This is a genomic window from Burkholderia sp. KBS0801, assembly GCF_005937855.2.
Lineage (GTDB): Bacteria > Pseudomonadota > Gammaproteobacteria > Burkholderiales > Burkholderiaceae > Burkholderia > Burkholderia ambifaria.
Genome location: NZ_CP042179.1, coordinates 859,197 through 883,076 on the forward strand (window position 1 = coordinate 859,197; position 23,880 = coordinate 883,076).

General features: G+C 64.7%; 29 protein-coding genes and 1 pseudogene. 17 read left to right on the forward strand and 13 right to left on the reverse strand.

Annotated features, from left to right (window positions below):
- Nucleotides 1–335: 335 nt before the first annotated feature.
- The 3 genes from FFI87_RS33400 to FFI87_RS33410 all read right to left on the reverse strand — a co-directional run bounded on the left by FFI87_RS33400 (nt 336) and on the right by FFI87_RS33410 (nt 5,462).
- Nucleotides 336–1,889, reverse strand: coding sequence for a DHA2 family efflux MFS transporter permease subunit (locus FFI87_RS33400; protein WP_138850638.1), 1,554 nt, complete (start codon nt 1,887–1,889; stop codon nt 336–338).
- Between the two features lie 104 nt (nt 1,890–1,993).
- Entirely contained in the window at nt 1,994–3,319 is a 1,326-nt protein-coding gene (locus FFI87_RS33405) for an HlyD family efflux transporter periplasmic adaptor subunit (RefSeq protein WP_138850639.1), read from the reverse strand.
- A gap of 34 nt (nt 3,320–3,353) precedes the next feature.
- Nucleotides 3,354–5,462 (reverse strand): efflux transporter outer membrane subunit, encoded by a 2,109-nt coding sequence (locus tag FFI87_RS33410; RefSeq protein ID WP_012371969.1) that lies wholly within the window; start codon nt 5,460–5,462, stop codon nt 3,354–3,356.
- 468 nt (nt 5,463–5,930) lie between these two features.
- On the opposite strand from FFI87_RS33410, the gene FFI87_RS33415 reads away from it, so the two are divergent.
- The 5 genes and pseudogenes from FFI87_RS33415 to gfa all read left to right on the forward strand — a co-directional run bounded on the left by FFI87_RS33415 (nt 5,931) and on the right by gfa (nt 8,671).
- Nucleotides 5,931–6,431 (forward strand): Ohr family peroxiredoxin, encoded by a 501-nt coding sequence (locus FFI87_RS33415; RefSeq protein ID WP_012371970.1) that lies wholly within the window; start codon nt 5,931–5,933, stop codon nt 6,429–6,431.
- Nucleotides 6,432–6,626: 195 nt separating this feature from the next.
- The gene (locus FFI87_RS33420; protein ID WP_011660692.1) at nt 6,627–7,106 is read left to right on the forward strand and encodes a carboxymuconolactone decarboxylase family protein; all 480 of its coding nucleotides are present in this window, start codon (nt 6,627–6,629) and stop codon (nt 7,104–7,106) included.
- A 4-nt stretch (nt 7,107–7,110) separates the two neighbouring features.
- A complete protein-coding gene (locus FFI87_RS33425; RefSeq protein WP_138850640.1) occupies nt 7,111–7,515 on the forward strand; it encodes a cupin domain-containing protein in 405 nt (134 codons plus the stop codon).
- 398 nt (nt 7,516–7,913) lie between these two features.
- Nucleotides 7,914–8,073: pseudogene (locus FFI87_RS35175) on the forward strand (S-(hydroxymethyl)glutathione dehydrogenase); the annotation flags it as partial.
- A gap of 22 nt (nt 8,074–8,095) precedes the next feature.
- Nucleotides 8,096–8,671, forward strand: coding sequence for an S-(hydroxymethyl)glutathione synthase (gfa, locus tag FFI87_RS33430; protein ID WP_138850641.1), 576 nt, complete (start codon nt 8,096–8,098; stop codon nt 8,669–8,671).
- A 194-nt stretch (nt 8,672–8,865) separates the two neighbouring features.
- Here the strand turns inward: gfa and FFI87_RS33435 are convergent, their stop codons facing one another.
- Nucleotides 8,866–9,201, reverse strand: a complete 336-nt coding sequence (locus tag FFI87_RS33435) for a hypothetical protein (RefSeq protein ID WP_012371973.1) — start codon at nt 9,199–9,201, stop codon at nt 8,866–8,868.
- A gap of 374 nt (nt 9,202–9,575) precedes the next feature.
- Here FFI87_RS33435 and FFI87_RS33440 point away from each other — a divergent pair, with 374 nt between their 5' ends.
- From FFI87_RS33440 to FFI87_RS33470, 8 genes are all read left to right on the forward strand, one after another.
- Entirely contained in the window at nt 9,576–9,779 is a 204-nt protein-coding gene (locus FFI87_RS33440; protein ID WP_006754718.1) for a cold-shock protein, read from the forward strand.
- 239 nt (nt 9,780–10,018) lie between these two features.
- Entirely contained in the window at nt 10,019–10,174 is a 156-nt protein-coding gene (locus FFI87_RS34680) for a hypothetical protein (protein WP_012371974.1), read from the forward strand.
- 336 nt (nt 10,175–10,510) lie between these two features.
- Nucleotides 10,511–10,795: a hypothetical protein gene (locus tag FFI87_RS33445; protein WP_011660698.1), complete on the forward strand. Its 285-nt coding sequence runs from the start codon at nt 10,511–10,513 to the stop codon at nt 10,793–10,795.
- Between the two features lie 46 nt (nt 10,796–10,841).
- Nucleotides 10,842–11,051: a hypothetical protein gene (locus FFI87_RS33450; protein ID WP_041490283.1), complete on the forward strand. Its 210-nt coding sequence runs from the start codon at nt 10,842–10,844 to the stop codon at nt 11,049–11,051.
- 33 nt (nt 11,052–11,084) lie between these two features.
- Nucleotides 11,085–11,297: a 30S ribosomal protein S21 gene (gene rpsU, locus FFI87_RS33455; protein ID WP_138850642.1), complete on the forward strand. Its 213-nt coding sequence runs from the start codon at nt 11,085–11,087 to the stop codon at nt 11,295–11,297.
- A gap of 9 nt (nt 11,298–11,306) precedes the next feature.
- Nucleotides 11,307–11,513, forward strand: a complete 207-nt coding sequence (locus FFI87_RS33460; RefSeq protein ID WP_012371976.1) for a hypothetical protein — start codon at nt 11,307–11,309, stop codon at nt 11,511–11,513.
- Nucleotides 11,514–11,959: 446 nt separating this feature from the next.
- Entirely contained in the window at nt 11,960–12,175 is a 216-nt protein-coding gene (locus tag FFI87_RS35180) for a hypothetical protein (RefSeq protein ID WP_105832875.1), read from the forward strand.
- 134 nt (nt 12,176–12,309) lie between these two features.
- Entirely contained in the window at nt 12,310–12,594 is a 285-nt protein-coding gene (locus FFI87_RS33470; protein ID WP_138850643.1) for a hypothetical protein, read from the forward strand.
- A 310-nt stretch (nt 12,595–12,904) separates the two neighbouring features.
- Here the strand turns inward: FFI87_RS33470 and FFI87_RS33475 are convergent, their stop codons facing one another.
- The 5 genes from FFI87_RS33475 to FFI87_RS33495 form a co-directional block, all read right to left on the reverse strand.
- The gene (locus tag FFI87_RS33475) at nt 12,905–13,597 is read right to left on the reverse strand and encodes a YoaK family protein (protein ID WP_138850644.1); all 693 of its coding nucleotides are present in this window, start codon (nt 13,595–13,597) and stop codon (nt 12,905–12,907) included.
- A gap of 86 nt (nt 13,598–13,683) precedes the next feature.
- Nucleotides 13,684–14,130, reverse strand: coding sequence for a DoxX family protein (locus FFI87_RS33480; RefSeq protein ID WP_138850645.1), 447 nt, complete (start codon nt 14,128–14,130; stop codon nt 13,684–13,686).
- Nucleotide 14,131: 1 nt separating this feature from the next.
- Nucleotides 14,132–16,024 carry an amidohydrolase gene (locus tag FFI87_RS33485; protein ID WP_012371981.1) on the reverse strand — a complete coding sequence of 631 codons (1,893 nt, stop codon included), beginning with the start codon at nt 16,022–16,024 and terminating at the stop codon, nt 14,132–14,134.
- 18 nt (nt 16,025–16,042) lie between these two features.
- Nucleotides 16,043–16,210 (reverse strand): DUF1427 family protein, encoded by a 168-nt coding sequence (locus FFI87_RS33490; RefSeq protein ID WP_011660704.1) that lies wholly within the window; start codon nt 16,208–16,210, stop codon nt 16,043–16,045.
- Between the two features lie 165 nt (nt 16,211–16,375).
- Nucleotides 16,376–17,062, reverse strand: coding sequence for a hydrolase (locus FFI87_RS33495; RefSeq protein WP_011656592.1), 687 nt, complete (start codon nt 17,060–17,062; stop codon nt 16,376–16,378).
- On the opposite strand from FFI87_RS33495, the gene FFI87_RS33500 reads away from it, so the two are divergent.
- From FFI87_RS33500 to FFI87_RS33510, 3 genes are all read left to right on the forward strand, one after another.
- The gene (locus FFI87_RS33500) at nt 17,061–17,372 is read left to right on the forward strand and encodes a hypothetical protein (RefSeq protein ID WP_138850646.1); all 312 of its coding nucleotides are present in this window, start codon (nt 17,061–17,063) and stop codon (nt 17,370–17,372) included. The genes FFI87_RS33495 and FFI87_RS33500 overlap by 2 nt on opposite strands.
- Nucleotides 17,369–17,650, forward strand: a complete 282-nt coding sequence (locus FFI87_RS33505) for a XapX domain-containing protein (RefSeq protein ID WP_138850647.1) — start codon at nt 17,369–17,371, stop codon at nt 17,648–17,650. Before FFI87_RS33500 ends, FFI87_RS33505 begins: the two co-directional genes overlap by 4 nt.
- A 75-nt stretch (nt 17,651–17,725) precedes the next feature.
- The gene (locus FFI87_RS33510) at nt 17,726–18,634 is read left to right on the forward strand and encodes a LysR family transcriptional regulator (RefSeq protein WP_012371983.1); all 909 of its coding nucleotides are present in this window, start codon (nt 17,726–17,728) and stop codon (nt 18,632–18,634) included.
- Nucleotides 18,635–18,740: 106 nt separating this feature from the next.
- On the opposite strand, the gene FFI87_RS33515 is transcribed toward FFI87_RS33510, so the two are convergent.
- The 4 genes from FFI87_RS33515 to FFI87_RS35185 form a co-directional block, all read right to left on the reverse strand.
- Nucleotides 18,741–20,516 (reverse strand): winged helix-turn-helix domain-containing protein, encoded by a 1,776-nt coding sequence (locus FFI87_RS33515; protein WP_138850648.1) that lies wholly within the window; start codon nt 20,514–20,516, stop codon nt 18,741–18,743.
- Nucleotides 20,517–20,879: 363 nt separating this feature from the next.
- The gene (locus FFI87_RS33520) at nt 20,880–21,701 is read right to left on the reverse strand and encodes an alpha/beta fold hydrolase (protein WP_012371985.1); all 822 of its coding nucleotides are present in this window, start codon (nt 21,699–21,701) and stop codon (nt 20,880–20,882) included.
- A 68-nt stretch (nt 21,702–21,769) separates the two neighbouring features.
- On the reverse strand, nt 21,770–22,195 hold the full coding sequence (locus FFI87_RS33525) for a DUF3331 domain-containing protein (protein ID WP_138850649.1): 426 nt from the start codon (nt 22,193–22,195) through the stop codon (nt 21,770–21,772).
- 248 nt (nt 22,196–22,443) lie between these two features.
- The gene (locus tag FFI87_RS35185; RefSeq protein WP_261378664.1) at nt 22,444–22,572 is read right to left on the reverse strand and encodes a hypothetical protein; all 129 of its coding nucleotides are present in this window, start codon (nt 22,570–22,572) and stop codon (nt 22,444–22,446) included.
- 178 nt (nt 22,573–22,750) lie between these two features.
- On the opposite strand from FFI87_RS35185, the gene FFI87_RS33530 reads away from it, so the two are divergent.
- Nucleotides 22,751–23,572: an alpha/beta fold hydrolase gene (locus FFI87_RS33530; protein ID WP_138850650.1), complete on the forward strand. Its 822-nt coding sequence runs from the start codon at nt 22,751–22,753 to the stop codon at nt 23,570–23,572.
- Nucleotides 23,573–23,880 lie beyond the last annotated feature (308 nt).

Genomic DNA, 23,880 nt, shown 5'->3' on the forward strand with positions numbered 1-23,880 from the left:
ACGCGCCGTCCCAGGCCCGAATTCTGATTGATCGCCCGCGAGCGGCAGAGGCTGCCCTCAATACAGTGGTCGCGAATCCACGGTTTTCAACGAACGCGGATGTAGGCTGAATCGACATGACCGGATACTCGGCTGGCTGCTACACCGCGCTAATTCTCGTGGGACCGAAACCGGACTTTGCGTACGCCAGTGAATACTGCGCAGACCGCGAAGATGGACCCACTGACCACGAAGTTCGAGGCATCTGGCTTGTCCGCCCCGCGCATACCGACGATGCTCTATAGACCGCGGCTCGACGGCGATCAAGCCCCCCGCACGCCTCGAAGCGGCCTCGCTCAATGCGCGCCGCCGGCCATGCCGCCACCGCCCTTGCCCGGCCTGGTAAGCCAGACCAGCGGAACGATCACGATGAAGATGATCGACGACAGCCAGAAGATATCGTTCAGCGCGAGCATCGCTGCTTGCGCATTGAGCGTCCGTTCGAAAAATGCGGTGGCCTGATCCACGCCGCCGCCGAGCGTCGCGTGGAGCTGCGCAATGGCACTCGTATAGGCAGGGTTATTCATGCTCGATTGCTCAGCGAGCCGGGCATGATGAAGGATCGTGCGGTCGTTCCACCCCGTCGCGATCAACGACGTGCCGACCCCGCCCGCGAACACGCGCACGAAATTGGACAGGCCGGCGGCCGCCGGAATCCGTTCGGGCGGCAAACCCGACAGAATGATGGCGGTCAGCGGCGTAAAGAAGAGCGCCATCGGAATACCTTGCAACAGGGTCGGCAGCACCAGCGTATAGAGGTCGACGCTCGTCGTGTAATGCGAGCGCATGAAGAACACGCCCGCGAAGCCGAGGAAGGCCAGCGTCGCGAGCACCCGTGCATCGGACTTCGGCATGATCTTCGCCATCATCGGTGCCAGCAGCACGGCGAAGATCCCCAGCGGCGCGGTGACGAGCCCGGCGTCCACCGATCGATAGCCGAGATAGCCCTGAATCCATTGCGGCAGAATCACGAGGTTCGAGAAGAACACCGCGTACGCGACCGAGATCGCAATCGTGCCGCCGCGGAAATTGCGCACCGCGAAAAGCCGTATGTCGACGATCGGGTTCCGCTCCGTGAACTCCCAGATGAGGAAGAACAGGAAGCTGATGGCGGCGACGACCGCAAGCGTGCAGATCACGGGCGAACTGAACCAGTCGAGGTCCTTGCCCTTGTCGAGCATGATCTGCAGCGTCGCGACCCACACGATGAGCGACATCAGGCCGACCTTGTCGATGGGAAGCTGGCGCACCTGCGTCTCGCGGTCGCGATAGATCATCCACGTGACGCCGGCCGCGAACAGGCCAACGGGAATATTGATGTAGAAGATCCACGACCAGCTGTAGCTGTCGGTGATCCAGCCGCCCAGCGCGGGGCCTGCGATCGGACCGACCGTCGCAGTCATCGACCATAGCGCGAGCGCGGTCGCGCTTTTCTCCTTCGGATACGAACCCAGCAGGATCGCTTGCGACAGCGGAATCAGCGGCCCCGCGACGACGCCCTGCAATACGCGCGCAGCGAGCAGCACGAGCAGGTTCGGCGCGACGCCGCACAACCACGACGAGAACACGAACAGCACGATCGCGGCCACGAACAACCTGATCTGCCCGACGCGCTGCGTCAGCCAGCCCGTCAATGGAATCGCGACGGCATTGGCCGCCGAGAACAGCGTGATCACCCACGTGCCTTCGTCGACGGAGACGCCGAGATTGCCCGCGATGGTCGGAATCGCGACGTTGGCGATCGACGAATCGAGCACGTTCATGAACGTCGCGAGCGCGACGGCGACGGTCGCCAAGACCAGCTTTCCGCCCGTCAGCGGCGGCGGTACGGGTTGCGTCGAGGATTTCATCTTGTTTCCACCCCTGAAGTATCGACCGCGCCGGCGTATCGATCCGGCCGGTCAGGCGATTGGATCGACCGGAGCGCGACCGGAACGCGCACCGGGTCCACGGCTCAGCTTGCGCGCGCCATCGTGTCGCGCGTGACTTGTGTGTCTCGTATGTCGTGCCTGGCGGAAGCCGTCGGCGATCTGGCGGGTCCCGTCGCCCCCGCATGCTCGATGACGACGTTTCGCGCGATGATCTTCTCGATCTCGGCATCCGCCTGTGCGCCGTACTCGGCAAACACGTCCGTGCGATACGACGTGTTCATTGCCGCGCCGAGTTGCGGGCCCGTGTCGTCGCGCGTATCCACATCGACATCCATCGACAGTCCGATACGCAGCGGATGCGCGTCGAGCTCCTTGCGGTCGAGCTGGATACGCGCGGGCAGACGCTGCACGATCTTGATCCAGTTGCCCGTCGCGTTCTGCGCGGGCAAGCTCGCGAATGCGCTGCCCGTGCCTGCGGAGAAGCCGACGACGCGGCCGTGGTACGTGACCTTTCCACCGTACACGTCGGCCGTCAGCGTGACGGGTTGACCGACCCGCATGTTGCGCAACTGGCCTTCCTTGAAGTTCGCATCGACCCACACGCCATCGAGCGGCACGATCGCCATCAATGGCGTGCCGGGCGACACGCGCTGACCGACCTGAGCCGAACGCTTCGCGACATAGCCCGTGACGGGCGCGGGCAGCACGTTGCGCGCGTAGGCGAGATACGCATCGCGCACTTTCGACGCGGCCGCTTGCACATTCGGGTGCTGGTCGATCGTCGTGCGGGCAGTCAATGCGCGGTTGGCTTCCGCCTGCTGACGCGCGGCGTCAAGTGCGGCCCGTGCGGCCGCTACGTTGTCGCGCGCATGCGCGATGTCTTCGGCCGACACGGCACCCGTATCGGCGACGGCCTGACGGCGGCGCAGATCGTCCTGCGCGCGGACGAGATCGGACTGCCTCTGCGCGACGTTCGCGGCATACAGATCGTTGTTCACGTACAGACTGCTCACCTGCCGAACGATCTGCCCCAGCGCCGCTTCGGCGTTGCCGAGCGCGACTTTCGCATCTGCATTGTCCAGCGTGACGACCGGATCGCCCGCCTTCACGATCTGCGTATCGTCGGCATTCACCGCCACGACGGTGCCGGCCACCTGCGGCGTCAGTTGCACGAGATTGCCGCTGACGTAAGCGTCGTCGGTCGATTCGTGGTAGCGCGCATACGTCAGGTAGTACACGCCATATGTGACCGACGACACGACGACCGCCACGCCGAGCAGCGCCAGTAACAGCCTGCGTCGTCGTGTAGCGTCTTCGCTTGCGACATCGTCGCCTGCCTGCGGCGACGGATCATGATTCACGCGTGCGGATTCGACCGGCTTGCGAACCGGCGGGTTGATTTCGCTCATTTCGATTCTCCTGGCAGATTCGATGGATCGCCGTTCAACGCGCGGCGAAGGCAGGCGCGGCCGACACGGGTACGTCGGCACGTGCCGCGGCCCCCGAGTCTGCGAACGACGTGTCGATGAAGCCGCCACCCAGCGCGGACGCCAGCGCGATCTGACGATCACGACGATCCATGCGCAGATTCGCCACGCCCTGAGCGGCGGAAAGCGCATTGACGTCGGCGTTCAACACGGTCAGTTGATTCGTGAGACCGGCCTTGTATTGAGCCAGCGCCAGCGCGGCAGCCTTCTGCGCGGCTTGCTGCGCGGTCTGCGCATCGACCAGTTGCGCGTCCGTCGAACGCACGTCGGCGATTTGCGTCGCGACTTCGCTCAACGCAGTCACGAGCGCCTGGTTATAAGCCGCGACGGCGTTGTCGAAGTCTGCGTAGCGTCCCTTCAGTTGCGCGCGGAGTGCGCCGGCATCGAAGATCGGCAGGTGGATCGCCGGGCCGATCGACGCCGTGCGGCTCGCCGCCGTCAGGAAGCGCCCGAAGCCGAACGCATCGAGCCCGATCGCGGCGCTCAGATTGATGTCGGGATAGAACTCGGCCTTCGCTTCCTTCACGTCGTGCGCGAGCGCATCGACACGCCACCGGGCAGCCACGATGTCGGGGCGCCGGCTCACGAGATCGGCGGGCAGATTGTCGGGCAGTCGAACCTCGTTGCCGATGCCGAGCATCGGGCGGGCGATCCGCAGGCCGCGATCGGGGCCCGCGCCGAGCAGTGCGGCAATCTGATAGCGCGTCGCCAGAATCCGGCCGTCGAGCGATTTCAGCGACGCGCGGCTCGTCGCGAGGTTCGCGCGAGCGGTCTCGCGCTCGACCTGCGTATCGAGCCCTGTCGCGATGCGGCCCGCGGCGATGCGGTCGATCTTCTCGCGCCGATCGATCTCCTGTTGCGCGATGTCATGCAGCAGGTGCAGGCGGGCAAGCTCGTTATAGGTGCGTGCGATCGACGTCGTGAGCGTCAGCCTGACCGTCTCCGCGTCGGCGCGGCTCGCCTGAAGCGTCGACACCGACGCCTTCAGCGCTTCGCGTTTCTTGCCCCAGAGGTCGAGTTCGTACGAAGCGCCGAGGATGCCGCGATTCTCCGTCTGCCACGAACCGCCATACGGCGGCGGTACGAGCGCCGTTCCGGAAAATTGCTGGCGTGTGAGCGCATAGCTGGCGTCGATGCGCGGCATCGTCCCCGCTCGCGCGGATTCGCTGTAGGCCTGCGCGGCCGCCACGCGCGCACGCGCCTGAGCGAGCGTCGGGCTGCCTTTGAGCGCCTCGTCGATCAACGATTTCAGTTGGCCGTCGCCGAACTGATCGGCCCAATCGGCGGTGGGCCAATGCCCCTGCTCGAACGGAAGGCTCTGTTGCGTCGCGTACTGCCGCGGCTCGGTCACCGCCGCATCGCCGTGAATGCCGGCGTAATTCACACATGCAGACAACCCGGCCGCGACGATCGCCGGCACCCCCGCCTTGAACACGCGCGACGTGTGTCGCCCGGCGATTGAAAATATGTTCATTGCTCGTCTCGTCACGTAGTAGGCCACGAAAGCCATTTGCAGAAAAATCGCCATTCGGGTTCGCTCCGGTATCTGCGCAGGCGCGACGAGACCCGGGTGCATTTCATCGCGGCAACGCGACCTCATGCGTGCGCGAGAGGCCAGTCCCTCGTTCGCGAGCGCGAACAGTGTCCTGATGCCCATCCACGGATTCCTCAAGCTACGGCGTACCTGTTCACTGCGTCCGACACCCCGCACGCACCAGGTGCAGAAGTGTTCGCAGTTGTTCGTCAGAAGCTGGTATCGGTCTTCACCAAGGCGCGACCTGGCCCGCTCGACGACGGTCATTCCGGTATACGCGGCCCCCGGTTCCGGCTGAACCCGGATGCCCTTGTTCGCCGCGAAGCAATACAACGGAACGCATTCCACCGGGCACCGCCTTGCGGAGCGATGAAAGCCGCCATAGTGGATAACCAGGCCGTTTCCCGCGTAGATTCCGTGGTGCGCATATCCATCGCGTTCACTGACGAGATGCGCGCCCGCTTCGATGCGCGAATCGTTCCGGATCGGCGCCGGCGAAGTCGACAGCCACTCGATATCCAACGTTTTCATCGCAGGCCTCCGATTTCGTATGGGCGTCGCATGTCGCGTCGCCGCCCGAAACACCGGGAACGGTTGCCGTTGCATTTGCAACGCCTCATGGGCGACGGAGCATCACCCCCATTGCCGTACCGTCATGCTAGGAGCCGGAGCCACCCGCAGGTAGACCTGTATCGGGACACTTTCCCGTTCCTTGTCGGCACCAATCCGCTCCCATCACAGCGATGCACCCGATCGCCGCCTCTCGCCTCATTGGTGCAGAGTGGGAAACACCATGCATCCCGGGGCGATCTGGTACGGCGACTCGTCTTTGCCTAGCATGCAAGAGCGTTTGGCCCATCTTTCGGATGGAGGTCATGGGGATCGACTTGCAGGTTCGACCTGCACCATTGCGCGGATTCGCTTCGAAAAACAGCGCATCGCCCCGATACGCAAGATTCGAGACGCTCGCGTTGGACAGTACAAACAATCGGGAGGCATATGGAGAACAAGAGGTTGCAACCTCCGTCGCTGACACTGCTCGACAAATACCGCGGGCGGAAATTCGCCGTGCTCTACACGACCACGGTCACGGTCTCGGGTGGTGAATCCGGGCACGGCCGTGCATCGGGCGTGGCGAGATCCGACGACGGTTGTCTCATCGTTGATTTACGGTTGCCCGCCGAACTTGGCGGTCCGGGCGGCGGCACCAATCCCGAACAGCTTTTTGCAGCCGGCTATGCCGCATGCTTCCATGGTGCGCTGAGCCTTCTGGCAAAGCGCGAACGCATTGACATCCGGGAAACAACCGTGGCTGTCGAAGTGTCGTTTGGTCGTGATCCGGTGGATGGCGGATATGCGCTGACCGCCAACATCACCCTCCGCATGCCGGGTGTGGACCCGCAGGTCGCGGAACGTCTGGCCCGCGACACGGAGCGCCTGTGCCCCTATACGAAGATGGCGCGGCAGGGAATCTGCAGTGTCGTCGTCGTGTCGGCATGACTGAACCTCTGCTGCGTGCGGTCACGCCGATGCCCTTCACACGTGATTGGTGCCGAAGCGGCAACAGAGTGCGCGCGTCCCCGGTACTACTGGCACGCGAGACCCGCGATTACGATGGCTGCCAAGCGGGTCGTGCGATCGATCGCGATACACAGGGCCGGCGCTACCCGCTTCCACAAATCAGGAGAACGGATCATGACGCAACGTATCAACTACTTTCAGCAATCGCCGGAATTCACCAAGAAACTCGTCGAGCTCGACGGGTTGTTTCAAAAGACGACGATCGAAGTGCCGGTCCGCGAGCTCGTCGAGATTCGCGCATCGCAACTGAACGGCTGCGCGTTCTGCGTCGACATGCACGTCAAGGCGGCCCGGATCCACGGCGAGCGCGAACTGCGCATGCATCACGTCGCGATCTGGCGCGAGTCGACGCTGTTCTCACCGCGCGAGCGCGCCGCGCTCGCATGGACCGAGGCGCTGACGCATCTTCAGTCGGATGGCGTGCCGGATGAGCTCTACGAACGCGTGCGGACCCACTATTCCGAGAAGGAGCTGTCGGATCTGACGTTCCTCGTCGGCGCGATCAACTGCTGGAACCGGCTGAATGTCGCGTTCCGCATCGTGCCCGGATCGTTCGACAAGACGTTCGGGCTCGACAAGGCCAACCTGGAGTAACGACATGAAACGCATCATGCTCACGCTCGCGCCGCTTGCGCTGTCGCTGTTGATGCCCGTCCAGCCGGCGGCCGCCGCACCGCAAGCCAAGGTTACGACGCTGACCACGGAGCCGTTGCCCGAGTATCCGGGCAGGGAGGTCGAGATGATCGTCGTCGATTATCCGCCCGGCAGCGTCGATCCCGTTCATCGTCACGACGCACACGCATTCGTCTATGTGCTCGACGGCAGCATTGTGATGGGCCTGAACGGTGGGAAGGAGGTCACGCTTCACGCCGGCGACACATACCACGAAGGCCCGAAAGACATCCACACGGTCGGACGAAATGCCAGCAGCACGAAGCCGGCAAAATTCGTCGTGTTCATGATCAAGAACCAGGGTGCGCCGATCCTCACACCCGTGAAATAGCGGGAGCATCGTGGCGGCCCGGCGACGCCGGGCCCGCTCCGCTTGCTTAGCGCACCGCAAGCCTGCTCGCGATTCGGTGCGCAAGCTGCGCGGTGCAAGCGGCTCCATGCAGCCGTTTGCACCGCCGCGTCACGACGCGTCCTTGGCGACGTCGACGTCTTTCGTCAGGCCACCGACGTTCTCCCGGCACGATGATTCCGGAATCGGGACATCGCCGGGTATACTCCCCGCCAGTATCGCCCTATACTCCCCCCCAGTTTCAGCCGAACCACGAGAGACGACCTAAAAGGCGCAGAATCGTGGCGTGTTCTTGCGTGCGCGCAGGTCGTGCAAAAAGGCAGATCGATGCGTTCGCGCGTGCCGGAGCAACGCGCCGAATACGGATCGATCTTTCCGGCAGGGGCCGCTCGCAATTACCCGGCATGGTCGAGGACGCAACGAACGGCAAGGTTCAGCTTGCGCCGTTCGCGACACACGCGGAATCGCTCTCCGACAATCAACGAAGCATTCGCTCCGATACGCAACGGGAAGTCGATCCGAGCCGTCGTTCACCAGTGAAGCATCGAAAAGGAGCATGAACATGTCCGTCGCCATTCATCCCGCCGTCGATCGCGGCATTCAAAAGGGCGCCGCCGATTTCGCGGGCGGTACGCTGCGCTGCCAGTGCACACAGGATCCGGTCGAGGTTCGGGTCGATGCGCAGGTCGCATTCAATCACGCGTGCGGCTGCACGAAGTGCTGGAAGCCGGCCGGCGCGCTGTTTTCCGTCGTGGGCGTCGTGCCGCGCGACAAGGTCACCGTGACCGCACATGGCGAGAAACTGCGCGTCGTCGACGACAAGGCGTTGATTCAGCGCCATGCGTGCTCCGCCTGCGGCACGCATCTGTTCGGCCGCATCGAAAATGCCGACCATGCGTTTTACGGCCTGGATTTCATCCATACCGAACTATCGCCGGATACCGGCTGGGACGGGCCCGGTTTCGCTGCGTTCGTGTCGTCGATCATCGAGAGCGGCACGCCGCCGTCACTGATGACGGACGTGCGCGACACGTTGCGCGCCAAAGGGCTGGAGCCCTACGATTGCCTGAATCCGCCGCTGATGGATGCGCTCGCGACGCAAACGGCGAAAGCCAAGGGGACATACCGGGAGGCTTGAGTTCATCTCCACCGGCCGGCGCGCGGCGGGAAGCTGCGCGTCGTGCCTCATCCTGACGCTCACGAGCGCCGCGGTACCGCTTTCAACAGCACGGACCACCGCTGCCCAAATTACAGTGGCGTTTTCGATTCCGGCGCGTCCTCGACGAGCAGCACGCACCGGGCGGCGATTCTCTCCTTCGCACCGACCGCCACCTAATTCTCGGGCGCCGATGGAAGCGGAATCCAGTGCGTGTACCCGGACTGCGCGTTCGCCACATCGTCGAATCGAGCGACGACCGCGAATCCTCCGTGCGTCCAGGCCAATACGTTAAGCGCCTGATCGGCATCCAGGCGCGTCGGACAGTGCTGACTCGTCCTGATCCAGTTCTGGCTTTTGCGTGCGCCCTGCCACCCATCCCATGCAGCGGCCACCCGGGTGCCCCTGACGTAGCCGTCCTGGTCACGAACCTGGTTGACGACGTCGGCGCGATATTCGCTTGGCGTATCGCGAAACCACCATTGCTCAAACAGCTCTCGTTCGGTTCTCACAGACGCCTCCCCACACAGTGTTGCGTCAAGCTCAATACGCAAGTGAGCCGCCGCTGATTTCATCAGACGTCGAGCATTCGCTGTTCCCGCGCCGCGGCTACGGTCGTCGTACCGGCTTGTCCGTCCACTGGACCGGCGGCGCTCAAACTGGCCCGAAATCCGTCAGGAACGTACCCGGGCCGTGTTCCGCCCTCGACCGAAAAGGCTTGACACCTCTGTCGCCGCCGCGTACTGTCGGCCGTGAAGTATTCAAGAAGCGCGACTGCTGCTCATCATCGACCGCGAACTGCGGTATTCGTTGTCCTTTCCCTCCTTGATTATTTTCCCGCGTCCATTCGTGGCGCATCCGCTCGTCTATTCTCAGGAGATCTAATATGGATACCGGTACTGTCAAGTGGTTCAACGACGGCAAAGGCTTTGGCTTCATCACGCCCGATAAAGGCGGCGACGATCTGTTCGCGCACTTCTCCGAAATTCGCGGCGACGGTTTCAAGACGCTCGCCGAAGGCCAGAAGGTGAGCTACGAGACCAAGAGCGGCCCCAAGGGCCTGCAGGCAGCGAACATCACCCCGCTGTAACCGTCTCAAGCCTCGACTTCGCGCAAGGAGCGGCGCAGTGCCGCCGCTCCTTGTGTCATGCACGGCCTCGCGACGCCACGCGTCTCGAGGCCGGCTCGACTGGTCCGTCCGCTTCGCAGGGAGACATTGAACCTGCGTGCAGGCAGATGCCCGTCATGGTGCGCGTGTTCGACCGCGCATCCGGGCCCGGACCAGCCATCCTCGCAGGATCGCGCACGCGACGCAGCAGGAGAATTTCCATGACCCAATATCAGTCTCGCGGCAACAAGGCGCCTCCGCGTACCAAGCAGCCCCCGATGCTGCCGAAGCTCGGCACGGCGTTGAACTGGGTGCCGCCGAAAGAGTCCTCGATCACGAAGACGCAGCAGAAAAAGCGTACGACGTCTGCGCAATAGCGCCGAGATCGCGGCTGCAGAGGCAGCGGCGACCATCGCGCAAGCTGTTGCGGCGCGGGGCGCAGGCGGTCACGATCCGTCACCACGCGCGTGCCGGTTGCTGCGCGTAATACCGAATAAGTTGAAGGCCCGGCGAACGATGCGCGTATGATGGGCTTATCCGAGCGATCACCCGCCCTCCGAACGCTCCCCCTTCACTACCGCGCGCTTGGTTGTCCCTCCGCCGCGCTGCAATTTTGTCCCTTTCACCCCCGCCGGCCCGCCCGACAATGGACGGACCTCGGCCGGACGAGTTCGACCGTGCTTTTCGCCGCGGCCGAACGACAGGAGTTTGTCATGAGCATGCATTCCTACCGTGGATTCGAGATCTATCCGCTGATTTACCCGCACGTACCGGCAGCGAATGGTGCTCCGCACAACTACGATGCCGGCTTCGACGCAGCAGTCAGGATTTGTCTTCGCGGTGCGACGGACACGCAGACGCAAAGCCAGACGTACCGGCTTCGCGACAACGCGCCGTTCGGTACGGCCGGTGACGCACGTCGCGCATCGGTGCGCTATGCGGAGAACATCATCGACGACAATCGCGAAACACACGCGTTCCTGTCGAACGCAGGCTGAGGCGGCTACCCAGCCGATGCGATGCATCGGCAATCTGGAGAGCAACATGGTCATTGACGAACTACTCGCATTGATCGGACGGCACGAGGTTGCGTGGGCCGACACGATCTCGCTCGCCGGAATCTCTGATTCGGCACTGTGTCATCAGCAAGAGTTGCAAATGTACGGCGCGATACGCGCGCTATCGATCGATGCCGGACACTCGGAATTCGAGTCCGACGAGATAGCGAGCGCCGTCATGACGCGGCTCGGCTAACTTCATATTCGAACCTTCTCAAACAGGGCAACCATGACAACCGTCACACTGAAAGTCAACGAACCGATCGATGTCGCACTGCGCCGATTCCGCCGCGACATCGAGAAAACCGGGTTGATTCGCGAGCTGCGCAGTCGCATCGGCTATGAAAAGCCGACGACGGAACGCAAGCGTAAAAAGGCCAGTGCCGTTGCCAGGCAGCGCCTGCGCGCGAAGCGCATGTTGCCCCCGCGCAAAATGTACTAGGAGTGCATCGTGTCCAACCTGCCGGCCGACGCCCCATCGTTTTTCCCGTTGACGAAATGCCAGGTGGATTTCGATCGACAGAAAGACATGGTGACGCTACTGCCGAGCTTCTATGCGTTCGGCTGTGAGTACACCAGCCGCGGCCTCCTGATCGGCCGGGACGATGCCTTCAAATTGATTGCAGCCATCGAGAAAGCGCTCAGCGTTCAAGGCTGAGCCGCCGGCGCGGACGCTTCACAAGCATCAAAAGCAGAAGACCAACCATGCGCGTCGCGACCCGGTACGTGGACTTGCTCTGTTTCCTTGTTGCCCTTCAACTGGTCACCAAAAGGAAAACGCGCGAGTGGTTGTCGCCGTTTCAGCTCGTGGAATCACTGCAGGCATGGCTTGTCGTTCATCGCGCGAAATGCGAGTGGCGCGATCGTGTCTGGATAGGGCACGCGTCTCTTCAGATCGCGAAGTCCGTCCACGCCGTGGACGATCCTCCGCTCCCGGAGCGGCTTCCTGGCGTGGAAGACGACTCGACAGCCCGTCCGCGAGGCGCGATCGCCAATCGGTCGGGCCTGCGGATAAAGTGCATTCGGTACCTTCGAGAGCATATCTGACAGTGGCGCGCGCACACGGCCACGTAGCCCGCGACAACCCTAAACCTGGAGGAGCATATGCTCTTCAATTCGACACGGTTCCGAATCGATCCGACACCACGCCGGGCCGATGGACAGTACATCGCACATGCGAGGATTACCACGTTGCTCGTCGACGGAGATGAGCGACAGGTGCTCTGCAGCGGCGATCTGGCCGCTTTCGAACGCCGCGACGAGGCAGTTGCGTACGCAGCGAAATGGGGAGAGGGTTGGTTGACTGCGCAATTTGGCTGAAAATGGGAAAGTCGGCGCACGCACGTGAAGCACGTCGCTGACGGCCTCTTCCTTCCATATCGATCGCCCCGCGCAGAGGACCAGACTGGAAGGAGTCCGATTTGCCAACGCCATCGAGAAGAAGCCACGCCGCGATGATCAATGACCCGACATCCGTACCCCACTACCTCGTCCTGTTGAGCGGCTGGCAGCCCTATGTGCTGGATATGGAGCGCGTCGTGATCCGGCGGGAAGCAAGCCGGTTGTTGCTTGCGTTTGCGCGGACACGTGGAAAACTCGAGCGTATCGACGGTGACGAATGGAACATGTTTTCCGACGCACAAAACCTGTCGACCCTCGAGCGTGGGCAGGCGCGATTCTACGCACTGGTGAAAGGGACCGAAACCGAGCATCAACTGCGGTTGCTGGCCGTTCTCTGAAATTTCATTTCCGAGTGGATCCCGGCGCGGTGAGATTCGACCGCGCTACGTGAATGCGGATCATCCCGTCCACTGCACGCAAGGCGCAACATGAAACTGGTTTTGGTGGGTGCTGTGTTGTGCTGTGTGATCGTCTTCCTGTTCTGGGGCAACCCGCGAGACGGCGACCGGTAGCGCATCCGTCGCCGTCGTACGACCTCGAGTCGATGGCTTGAGAAGAGCGCCGCCGCGCACACTCCAGCAGCGCCCCAAACGACTCCCCCGTTCATCCCACGGAAGACCGCTTTGCGCCGCCGGCATGCCGGCTATCTCAGGTCCGCACGGCAGGCGCCGTGTCGTGCGCGCCGGACGTCAATGCCAGTGCCGCGAGCGCGCCAGCCGGCGCGAGCAGCGCCCAGAATCCGATGTAGCGAAAGCCGAGCGCACCCGCCATTGCGCCCAGCGCGAACGCGACGATCGCCGGCAACATCTTGCCGAACCGTGCGCGTGCGGTCGCGCGCGCGCTGTCGGTCGTGCCGGCCGACAGCAGATCGACCACATCGAGAATCGCCTGCGTGACGTTGCCCGTCATCACCGTGTTCGGCACGCTTGCTCGTGCGATCACGCGGGGATGCGCGTTCTGCACGCCCATCGCGAACGTGCCGACGATGCCGGCCACGAGCACCGGCAGGCTGTCGGACTGCGTGACGGGCGTCGCCCACACGCCGGCCGCACAGAAGCCGAGCAGCATCACGGCCTGCACCGCATACAGCGCACGCGCGCCCTGCCATGCCGGCCGCGCGGACAACGATCGCGCGATCAGGCTCGCCGCGATGACGCCGCATATGAAGGCGGGAAACACGCTCAGTTTCAGCACGAGGCCCTGCCCGAATCCGGCAACGCCTGCGCCGATCAGCACGAAGTTGCCCGTCACGTGTGCGGTGAACAGCCCGAACAGCGAGACGAAGCTCAGCGTATCGACGAACCCGGCGACCGCGGAAAGAAGGGTGTCTTCAGATTTCAATTCGTGATGTTTGCGTAAAGGTTGGGCGACGCGGCGACCGTGGATGGCACGGTTGCCGCGTCGCGTTCGGGAGGACCGACCGGCGGTCACGGATTGCCGTCGCCCTTCCCCCGTTGAATATCGCCGACGATGGTGACAAGGACGAGCGCCGCAATCAAGCCCAGGTGTTCAAAAAAACTGTTCAGCGCCATGAAATGTTCGGCGCCCGAGCGGTTCCAGAAATCGTTCGCCACGACCATCGCGACCAGCGTCAGCATCCCGAGGCTGCCGGCGCCGAGCCACGTGAAGCGGCGAAACACCACGCACAGCGAGCCGCCGATCTCGACCGCAATCGCCAGCGCCGCCCACAGCGCGGGCGGGTGCAGGCCGAAATGCGCCTGCTCCGCGACCGCATCGCCGAAGTGCATCGCCTTGTTCACCCCGCCGATCAGGAACGCGGAAACGAGCGCGAGCCGGACCAGCGATCCGACCCACGCCTGCGACAGGAGCGCGCGAATCCACGCGGGGCTGCACCGGCCGGTCAGGGTCGTCATGTCAGACCGCCCAGCACGAACAGCCGAACGCGCCCCAGAAGCCCTTCGCGTCCGAGGTCGGCAACGTGCGGCCCCACGCGCTCGCATGCGCATGGCCGTGCATGCCGCACGCGGTAGAACAGCCGCACGCGGCAGCGGCCGCTGCTGCGCGCTGCAGCGGCGCGCCCTCGCGCTGCGTCGCGCCCCAGCCGCCATAACCGCCGTAGGTGCGCACCGGCGACCAGTCCGGCATCGCGGGCGGAATCGGCATATCGTGCGACGCGAACGGCCCGGCACCCCACACGATCCGCCCGCCCACCACCGTCAGCAACGCGGTCGTGTCGGCGATATCGTCCTCCGCGCAGGTGAAGAAATCACGATCGGGGACCATCAGGTCCGCGAGCTGACCGACTGCGATGCGGCCCTTCTTGCCCACTTCGTTCGAGAACCACGTCACGTACTCGGTCCACATGCGCAGCGCGGTTTCACGATCGAGCAGGTTGCGCTGCGGATACAGGCGCGTGCCGCCGACCGTCTTGCCCGTCACGAGCCAGGCGAGCGACACCCACGGGTTGTACGACGCCACCCGCGTCGCGTCCGTGCCGGCCGACACCTTGATGCCCTTGGACAGCATCTTCGCGACCGGCGGCGTCGCCTCGGCCGCCTGCGCGCCATAGCGCTCGACGAAGTACTCGCCCTGATACGCCATCCGGTGCTGCACCGCGATGCCACCGCCGAGCGCCGCGATCCGGTCCATCGATCGCTCGGAGATCGTCTCCGCGTGATCGAAGAACCAGTTCAGCCCTTCGAGCGGGATGTCCTCGTTGACCTTCTCGAACACGTCGAGCGCGCGGCTGATCGTCTCGTCGTACGTCGCATGCATGCGCCACGGCCAGCGGTTCTGCGCGAGCACGCGCACCACGCCTTCGAGATCGTCCTCCATCTGCGCGGGCAGGTCCGGACGCGCGACGCGGAAGTCCTCGAAGTCGGCCGCGGAAAACACCAGCATCTCGCCCGCGCCGTTGTGGCGGAAGTAGTCGGTGCCGTCGTGATACTTGACGCTCTTGGTCCAGTTCACGAAGTCTTCCTTCTCCGCGTTCGGCTTCTGCGTGAACAGGTTGTACGCGATGCGGATCGTCATCTCGCCCGCGTCGTGCAGCTGGCGGATCACTTCGTAATCGTCGGGGTAGTTCTGCGAGCCGCCGCCCGCGTCGATCACGCCCGTCACGCCGAGCCGGTTCAGCTCGCGCATGAAGTGGCGCGTCGAGTTGTACTGGTACTCGAACGGCAGCTTCGGGCCCTTCGCGAGCGTCGCGTAGAGGATCGTCGCGTTCGGGTTCGCGAGCAGCAGGCCGGTCGGGTTGCCCGCGGCATCGCGCAGGATCGTGCCGCCCGGCGGCTCCGGCGTGTCCTTCGTATAGCCGACGACGCGCAGCGCGGCCGCGTTCAGCAGCGCGCGATCGTACAGGTGCAGGATGAACACCGGCGTATCGGGCGCGGCCGCGTTGAGCTCGTCGATCGTCGGCAGGCGCTTCTCGGCAAACTGATGCTCGGTGAAGCCGCCGACCACGCGCACCCATTGCGGCGCCGGCGTGATCGCGACCTGCTGGCGGAGCATTTCCATCGCGACGGCGAGCGAGCGCACGCCGTCCCAGCGCAGCTCCATGTTGTAGTTCAGGCCGCCGCGAATCACGTGCGTATGGTTGTCGGTCAGGCCCGGCAGCACCGCGCGGCCGTCGAGATCGATCACTTTCGTCGCGCGGCCCGCGAGCGGCATCACGTCCGCGTTGCTGCCGACCGCGACGAAGCGGCCGTCCTTGATCGCCACCGCGGCGGCGACGGGGTTCGCACGATCGAGCGTCGTGATGCGCCCGTTGTGCAGGATCAGATCCGGTTGGGTATCGGTTGCGGTCATTGCGTCACCTCACTTCGATCAAAGGCCGATGAGCTGCTTGAGGGCGGGGACCGCCTGCACGCCAATCAACATGCCGAGCAGCCCGACCAGGGCGATCAGCGGCGGTGCGGGAGAGCGAACCTTGATAGCGCTATAGATCACGCCTATCAGCAGGCCCGCACCAAGGGAAACCAGATAAGGTTCCATACGATCAATCTCTCGAACAAATTGGAATGCAGGCACATGCCCTGCAAACGCTCCGCGGGCGGCCTGCGAGGATGAACCGCGTCACGCCGCCCGCATTGACGTATCGCCGCCGCGGCGCGCTCATCGAGCACACCGCGGCGGCATCGACAGTCTCGACTGTCCGCGTTACTTCGCCGGCACCGGCGGAATCGACTCGTGCGGCGTCGCGGTGCGTTGCGGCGCCTTGTGGACCATCGTGTACGCGTAGTCCACGCCCATCCCGTACGCGCCCGAATGCTCCTTCGCGATCGCCATCACCGCGTCGTAGCTGTCGCGGCGTGCCCAGTCGCGTTGCCATTCGAGCAGCACCTGCTGCCACGTGACCGGCACCACGCCGGCCTGCACCATGCGCTGCATCGCGATGTCGTGCGCGGCCTGCGACGTGCCGCCCGATGCGTCGGCGACCATGTAGATCTCGTAGTCGCCCTCGAGCATCGCGCACAGCGCGAACGTCGTGTTGCAGACTTCGGTCCACAGACCCGACACGACCACCTTCTTGCGGCCGTTCGCGGCCAGTGCGTCGCGCACCTTCTGGTCGTCCCACGAGTTCATCGACGTGCGTTCGAGCGTCTTCTGGTTCGGGAACACGTCGAGCAGTTCGGGATAGGTATGGCCCGAGAAGCTGTCGCTTTCGACCGTCGTGATCGTGGTCGGGATGTTGAAGACCTTCGCGGCCTTCGCCAGGCCCACGACGTTGTTCTTCAGCACCTGGCGATCGATCGACTGCACGCCGAACGCCATCTGCGGCTGCTGGTCGATGAAGATCAGCTGGCTGTTCTGCGGAGTGAGTACTTCAAGCTTCGGATTGCTCATGGCGGTCATGTCCTTTGACGTGGAGAAAAATAAAGCCTGGCTCGCCGGCAAGCCGGGGGCCCGATGTGCTGTGCTGGGAGGTTTTCCTGCCAACGTCTGCCATTCAACACGGAAACTCGAAGCAATGCCAATTAATCGTTCTGTTTGGAAACACCCTGAAAACCAATCCTTAAAAGATCTTAAATCGGGTGAATTTTCGCGCCGCGCCAGCCATGACCTGATAGGCTCTTTTGCGACTTCGTCGGTTCATCGGCGGAGATTTATTCGCATCCTTCCACACGGTTGTCATCCACTTCAATTTATATTATGAAACCGTACGTTTCGTCGCTATTGGCCGGCATTCTCGCCGGCGCCGTCTACGCGTTGATCGGCGTGCAATCGCCCGCTCCGCCCACCATCGCGCTGGCCGGCCTGTTGGGCATCCTCGCCGGCGAACAGATCCTGCCGGTCGCTCGCAGGATGCTCGCGGGCATCCACCTGAAGGCCGCATGGAGCGATGCGAAGTGCACGCAGCACATGTTCGGCTCCCTGCCCGGCGCGCAGCCATCCAGCGCCGCGGCCAAGCACCACGAGTCGACGCCGACGTGACGGATCGCCATTGACTGGACAAAGGCGCTCACGGCGTTAACATGGCAGCCCGACGCCCCGCCTGTGAAATCCATCATGAAGCTGTCATTCGAAGCGCTCGAAGCGCTGGACGCAATCGACCGCACCGGCACGTTCGCCGAAGCCGCGGAACTGCTGCATCGCGTACCGTCGGCCCTGACTTACCTCGTGCACAAGCTCGAGGGCGACCTCGGCGTCGCACTGTTCGACCGCAGCGGCCGCCGCGCGAAGCTCACGCATGCGGGTCGCGTCGTCGTCGAAGAAGGCAGGCGGCTTCTGCATGCGGCCGAACAACTCGAACTCAAGGCGCAGCGCGCGCAGCAAGGCTGGGAAACCGAGCTGCGCATCTGTATCGACGAGATCCTGCCGTTCGATGCGCTATGGCCTCACGTGCATGCGTTCTACGGGCTCGAAATGGACACGCGGCTGAGGCTCTCGACCGAAGTCCTCGGTGGTACGTGGGACGCGCTGGTTGCGCGCCGCGCCGATCTCGTCGTCGGCGCGACGGGCGAGCCGCCGGAGCTGCCGGGCATCGTCACGCGGCCGATCGGCACGCTCAGGCACGTGTTCGCGGTCGCGCCCACCCATCCGCTCGCGGCCCTGCCCGAACCGCTGTCGATGGCGTCGATCGTCGAGCATCGCGGCGCCGTGATCAGCGACACGTCGCGCGAACTGCAGCCGCGCTCGGTCGCGGTCGATGCCGGGCAGCCGACGCTCGCGGTACCGACCCTCGCGGCCAAACTGGCCGCGCAGTGCGAAGGGCTCGCCGTGGGCACGCTGCCGGACTGCATCGCGGCGCGCGCGATCGCACAGGGCAAGCTCGTCGCGCGCCAGGTGACCGGCATGCGCGACACGACGCATTGCTACATGGCGTGGCGCAGCGACGAAGCCGGCCGCGCGTTGCGCTGGTGGGTCGAGCAGCTCGATCGCCCCGATCTCGTCGACCAGTTCCTCGCGCTTGCGTGATTCCGCCAGTGATCCTCCCGCGAACGCACTTCATCTCCTTGTCGGGTCGCGCGTCCGGATCTCCGCATCGCACCGAACGTCGTGATTGCGCCGGCCGCGCACGCCGTTACGGTTCGTCGCCTGTCTCGCACGCGAACGCATCCGCGTCGGGCCACGCGTCGCGAACGCCGCGGGTCGACCCGGAGCCCTGCGCGAGTGCCGCGGCATACGCGGCCAGCAGGCGCTTGCGCGCATCGTCTCGGGCCGGCGTCGCATCCAGATCCCGCATCGCGTCAAGCGCCACGCGCGCGCGTTCGCGACACTCGTCCACGAGCGACAGGTCCAGCAGGCACGGCACCGCCACTGCCGCCAGCGCGATGCCGGTCTCCGCGTGCCCGTCCGGCGAAAACGCCCAGTCGAGCGCCGCGCGCAGATTGCCGAGTTCGCGGCGCACCTGATCGCGCCGCGCTTCGGCCGGCGACCCATCGCCGCCGTCGGGCGCCAGCGTGAACAATGTGAGGAAGTAGTTCGCGTGCGCGAGCGCGGCGGCCGCGCATTCGCCGTTGTTCTCGAGCTGCTGCAGCGCATACGCGCGCGTCGTCGTCAACAGTCGGTAGCGCGGCACGCCGTGCGCATTCTCGACGTTCACGAGCGACTTCGACACCAGGCCGGCGATCGTGTCGAGCAGGTCCGCATCGGCCAGCCCCTTCGTGCCGACGATGTCCCGCGCCGCCTCGATCGAAAAACCGTCGCGGAACACGCCGAGCCAGCGCAACAGCACGCGCTCCGCGTCCGCCAGCAAGCGGTAGCTCCAGTCGTACATCGCCTGCAGCGTCCGATGGCGTGGCAATGCCGTGCGAAAACCGCCGGTCAGCAACCGGAAATGGTCGTCGAGATGATCGGCCAGTACGTCGATGCCGAGCACGGCCGCGCGGGCAGCGGCCAGCTCGATCGCCAGCGGCAGGCCGTCGAGATGCCGGCACACCGACGCCATCAGCGACACGCTGCGTTCGTCGAGCGGAAAGCGCGGATCGGCGGCGCACACGCGTGCCGCGAACAATTGCACCGCGCTTGCGCCCAGCATGTCGGCCGCGTCGGCACCTTCGTCGCCGACCTCGAGCGGCGGCACCGGACACTGTCGCTCGCCGTGGATCCGAAGCGCCTCGCGGCTGGTCGCCAGCACGCGCAGCCCGGTATCGGACTCGGTCAGCACGGCGGCGATCCGCGCGGCCGCGTCCAGCAGATGCTCGCAGTTGTCGAGCACGAGCAACATCCTGCGATGCGCGACGCTCGCCAGCACCGCTTCGAGCGTCAGCGAGCGGGCCGGCAGCGCGAGGTCCAGCGCGTCGGCCAGCGCGGCGGGAACGAATTGCGGGCACGCCACCGTCGCCAGCGACACGAACGCCGTGCCATCCGGAAAGCGCGCCTCGGCCCGGAGCGCGGCTTCGACCGCGACGCGCGTCTTGCCGATGCCGCCCGCGCCGACCAGCGTCACGACGCGCGACGCGTCGAGCGCCGCGAGGACATCGGCGACCATCTGCTCGCGCCCCACGAGCGCGGTCGGCGCGGGCGCGAACCGGGAGGTCGCGGAGCGCACGGCAGCCGCGCCTTCGGCGGGCGCGCTGACGAGCCGATAGCCGCGCCCGGGCACCGTGACGATCAGATCCCGGTCCTGGCCCAGCGCCTTGCGCAACGACGCGATATGCACCTGCAGGTTGTTTTCCTCCACGAACGTGTGCGGCCACACGCGCTGCATGATCTCGTCTTTCGAGACCAGCGCGCCATTTGCCTGAATCAGGAGTTCGAGAATTTCGAATGCACGGCTGCCGATGCGCAACAGTTCGCCGTTCGCGCGAATTTCACGTCTGTCGGGAAAAACGTGAAGCGTTCCAATGCGGATCATGGGAGGGTCTAATCGATGGCATTTATCGATGCCAGTCGAAATGACACCGATTTGACACCCAATGCTACGGCATTTACTGCGTATGATGATTCAAATTATCAGAATGGAATGAGCAAATTTTTTGAATCGTTGAAATCCGTGGGCTTCGCATCTTCTGCGCATGACACGGCAGGCGCCGTTCATTCCCGACCGGAGAAGCCGGGATTCACCGATGAATTGGATTTCGTACGATTAAACCGCGATTCGATTGACGCGGGAATTCGGGCGAGCTGCGGTTTCGGCTCGTGGTTGAACGCGCGGTTCGAGATGAGCCGCAGCGAGGACGCCGGACGGCCTTCGCCGCCCGGCCAGGTCACGCCAACGTCACGCGCTGACGAACGCCAGCAGTTCGTCGTTCAATCGTTGGGCATGCGTCAGATACAGCGCATGCGGAGCGCCTTCGTAGACGCTCAGCGTCGCGTGCGGCACACGCGCGGCGGTAGCCGCCGCCGTCAGCGCGAGCGGCGCCGTCTGGTCGTCGTCGCCATGAATCACGCGCGTCGGTACATCGAACTTGTCGAGATCCGACCTGAAATCGGTTTCGGAAAACGCACGGACGCAATCGAGCGTGCCCTTCAATCCGGCCTGCAGCGCCATGAACGACGTCCAGTCGAGCGTGGCGCGCGAGATCGTCGAATCGGCCCGGTTCGAGCCGGTGAACAACGGCCAGAATTGCTCGAAGAACGCGGGGCGGTCCGCCACGATCGCCGAGCGAATGCCGTCGAACATCGCGACGTCGACGCCGTCCGGATGATCGTCGCGCCGCGCGATGAGCGGCGTCACCGAGCCGATCAGCACCGCCTTCGCGATGTGGCGCGTGCCGTGCCGGCCGATGTATCGGGCCACCTCGCCGCCGCCCATCGAAAAGCCGACGAGCGTCACGTCGCGCAATCCGAGCGTCTCGATCAGTGTCGCGAGATCGTCCGCGAGCGTATCGTAGTCGTAGCCCGTCCACGGTTGGCCGGACCGGCCGAAACCGCGCCGGTCGTACGCGATGGCGCGAAAACCGTTCGATGCAAGATGATGCATCTGGACGTCCCACATGTCCGCATTCAGCGGCCACCCGTGAATGAACACGACCGGGCGCCCCGCGCCCCAGTCCTTGTAGTGAATCGAGACGCCGTCGCGTGTCGTGAACGTACTCATGAAGCTTCCTTGGCGAAGAAGAGGCAGCGGCGCCAGCCGCCGCCGGTGAATGGGGCGCACCGCTCCCCTCAGGAACGGGACAGCCTGACGATGAACCGGTCCAGCTCGGACGCGAGGATCGCCTCCCAGCAATTCGCGGGACGCTTCGCGCCGCGCCACTGCGGCTTGTAGATCGCATCGCCGGCGCGAATCGGCAGGCCGGTCAATGCGCAGCGCCCCGGCGAGCGGGCCTTTGCACTGATCCAGCGCTGCTCGTCATACCGGCAGTGGGTCGGATCGCTCCACGACACCAGCAGCGAGGAATCGGTCTGACGCTCGACGGCGACGATCGCGCACCCGCGACGTGCGCCACCGCTGGACGCGCCGCGCGCGTCGTCGCGATGACGGCGGCGCGCCGCGTCCCGGTCGCGAAGATTCAGCGACGCGCAGCGGCTTGCGCCGGACGACGGATCGAGCAGCGTCATCACGTGCTCCCAGCGATCGAATGTGTCCATGACGGCGTATCCAGGCAAGTGGCGAGAGATTCGGACGTTTCGCATCCGCGCGCATCACGATCGTCATGCGCTGGCGCGAACCGGCAGCGACCCGCGACGGGACGGCTTGATGCTGACGATAGCGAGCGGCCGCTGAAGAGTCTTGATCCACAGGCTTAATTGTTCTGGCGGCCTGGCTCGCGCGCCACACCGACCGGCCGGTTCACGAAAATTCAGCCGAATTTCAGTACACGCCGCAGGGCCCCGCGCTAGGCTCCCGTCGACGTTCGTTCGCTCGCGTCGGGCGCCTGCCGGCCCGCGACCGCGAACGCACGCCGGCTGCCGGCGAGCGTGCCGCATGCGGGCAGATCCGGACCATCGATTCCAAACGACATCATTCCACCGCACGTACAAGGAGCCTCCATGCGTCCCGCAGACCTCGACGCCGTCCCCTCGGCACGCCGCCGCGACATGCTGCTTGCCGGCGCGACCGCCGTTGCAGCCGCCGCGCTGCCGGCCGCCGCTGCCGCTGCCGCCCCCAAACACGCCGCTTCCGCACATCAAGGAACCCATCCGATGAACACGATCACCACGCAAGACGGTACGCAGATTTATTTCAAGGACTGGGGCAGCGGCCGTCCGGTCGTCTTCTCGCACGGCTGGCCGCTGTGTGCCGATGCATGGGACCCGCAGATGCTGTTCCTGGTGCAGCACGGCTACCGCGTGATCGCGCACGATCGCCGCGGTCACGGCCGCTCGAGCCAGCCGTCGCAAGGCAACGACATGGATACCTACGCGGACGATCTCGCCGCGCTGATGAACGCGCTCGACCTGCGCGAAGCGACGCTCGTCGGCCACTCCACTGGCGGCGGCGAAGTCGCCCACTACATCGGCCGTCACGGCACGAAGCGGGTGTCCAAGGCCGTGCTGATCGGCGCCGTGCCGCCGCAGATGGTGAAATCGCCGACCAATCCGGGCGGCCTGCCGATGGACGTATTCGACGGCATCCGCAAGAACGTCGCCGAGAACCGTTCGCAGTTCTACAAGGATCTCGCCGTGCCGTTCTTCGGCTTCAATCGTCCGAATGCGAAGGTGCAGCAGGGCACGATCGACGCATTCTGGGCACAGGGGATGATGGGCGGCGCCCATGGCCAGTATCTGTGCGTCAAGGAATTCTCCGAGGTCGACTATACCGAGGACCTGAAGAAGATCGACGTCCCGACGCTGATCCTGCACGGCGACGACGACCAGATCGTGCCGATCGACGATTCCGCGCGACTGTCCGCGAAGATCGTGAAGCACGCGCAGCTCAAGATCATCCCGGGCGGCGCGCACGGCATGTGCGTGGTCGATGCGGCGCGCATCAATGCCGAGCTGCTCGCGTTCCTGAAGGCGTAACCGCCGCCGTACGGCGCGCCGCGCGTCGACCTGCGTTGCGACGCCATCCACGTGATGGCCGATCGCACGCAGGTTTCGGCAGCGCTGAATCCGGTCACCCACACCCTCGACACGATGAACGGACTGGCCGCGTCGCGCGAACCCGAATGTTCAGAACGTTTCAGCGCGCCTTCAGGAATTGGCGAGCGCGCACACGTAGACTGGTTTCACGAGCCGACGTGCGGGCACTTGCCCGCGCGTCGGCGCCCTTCCTGGAGTGACGAATGATTTTCGGCGCATTTTGTCTCGCGCATCGAATCGGGTACGAC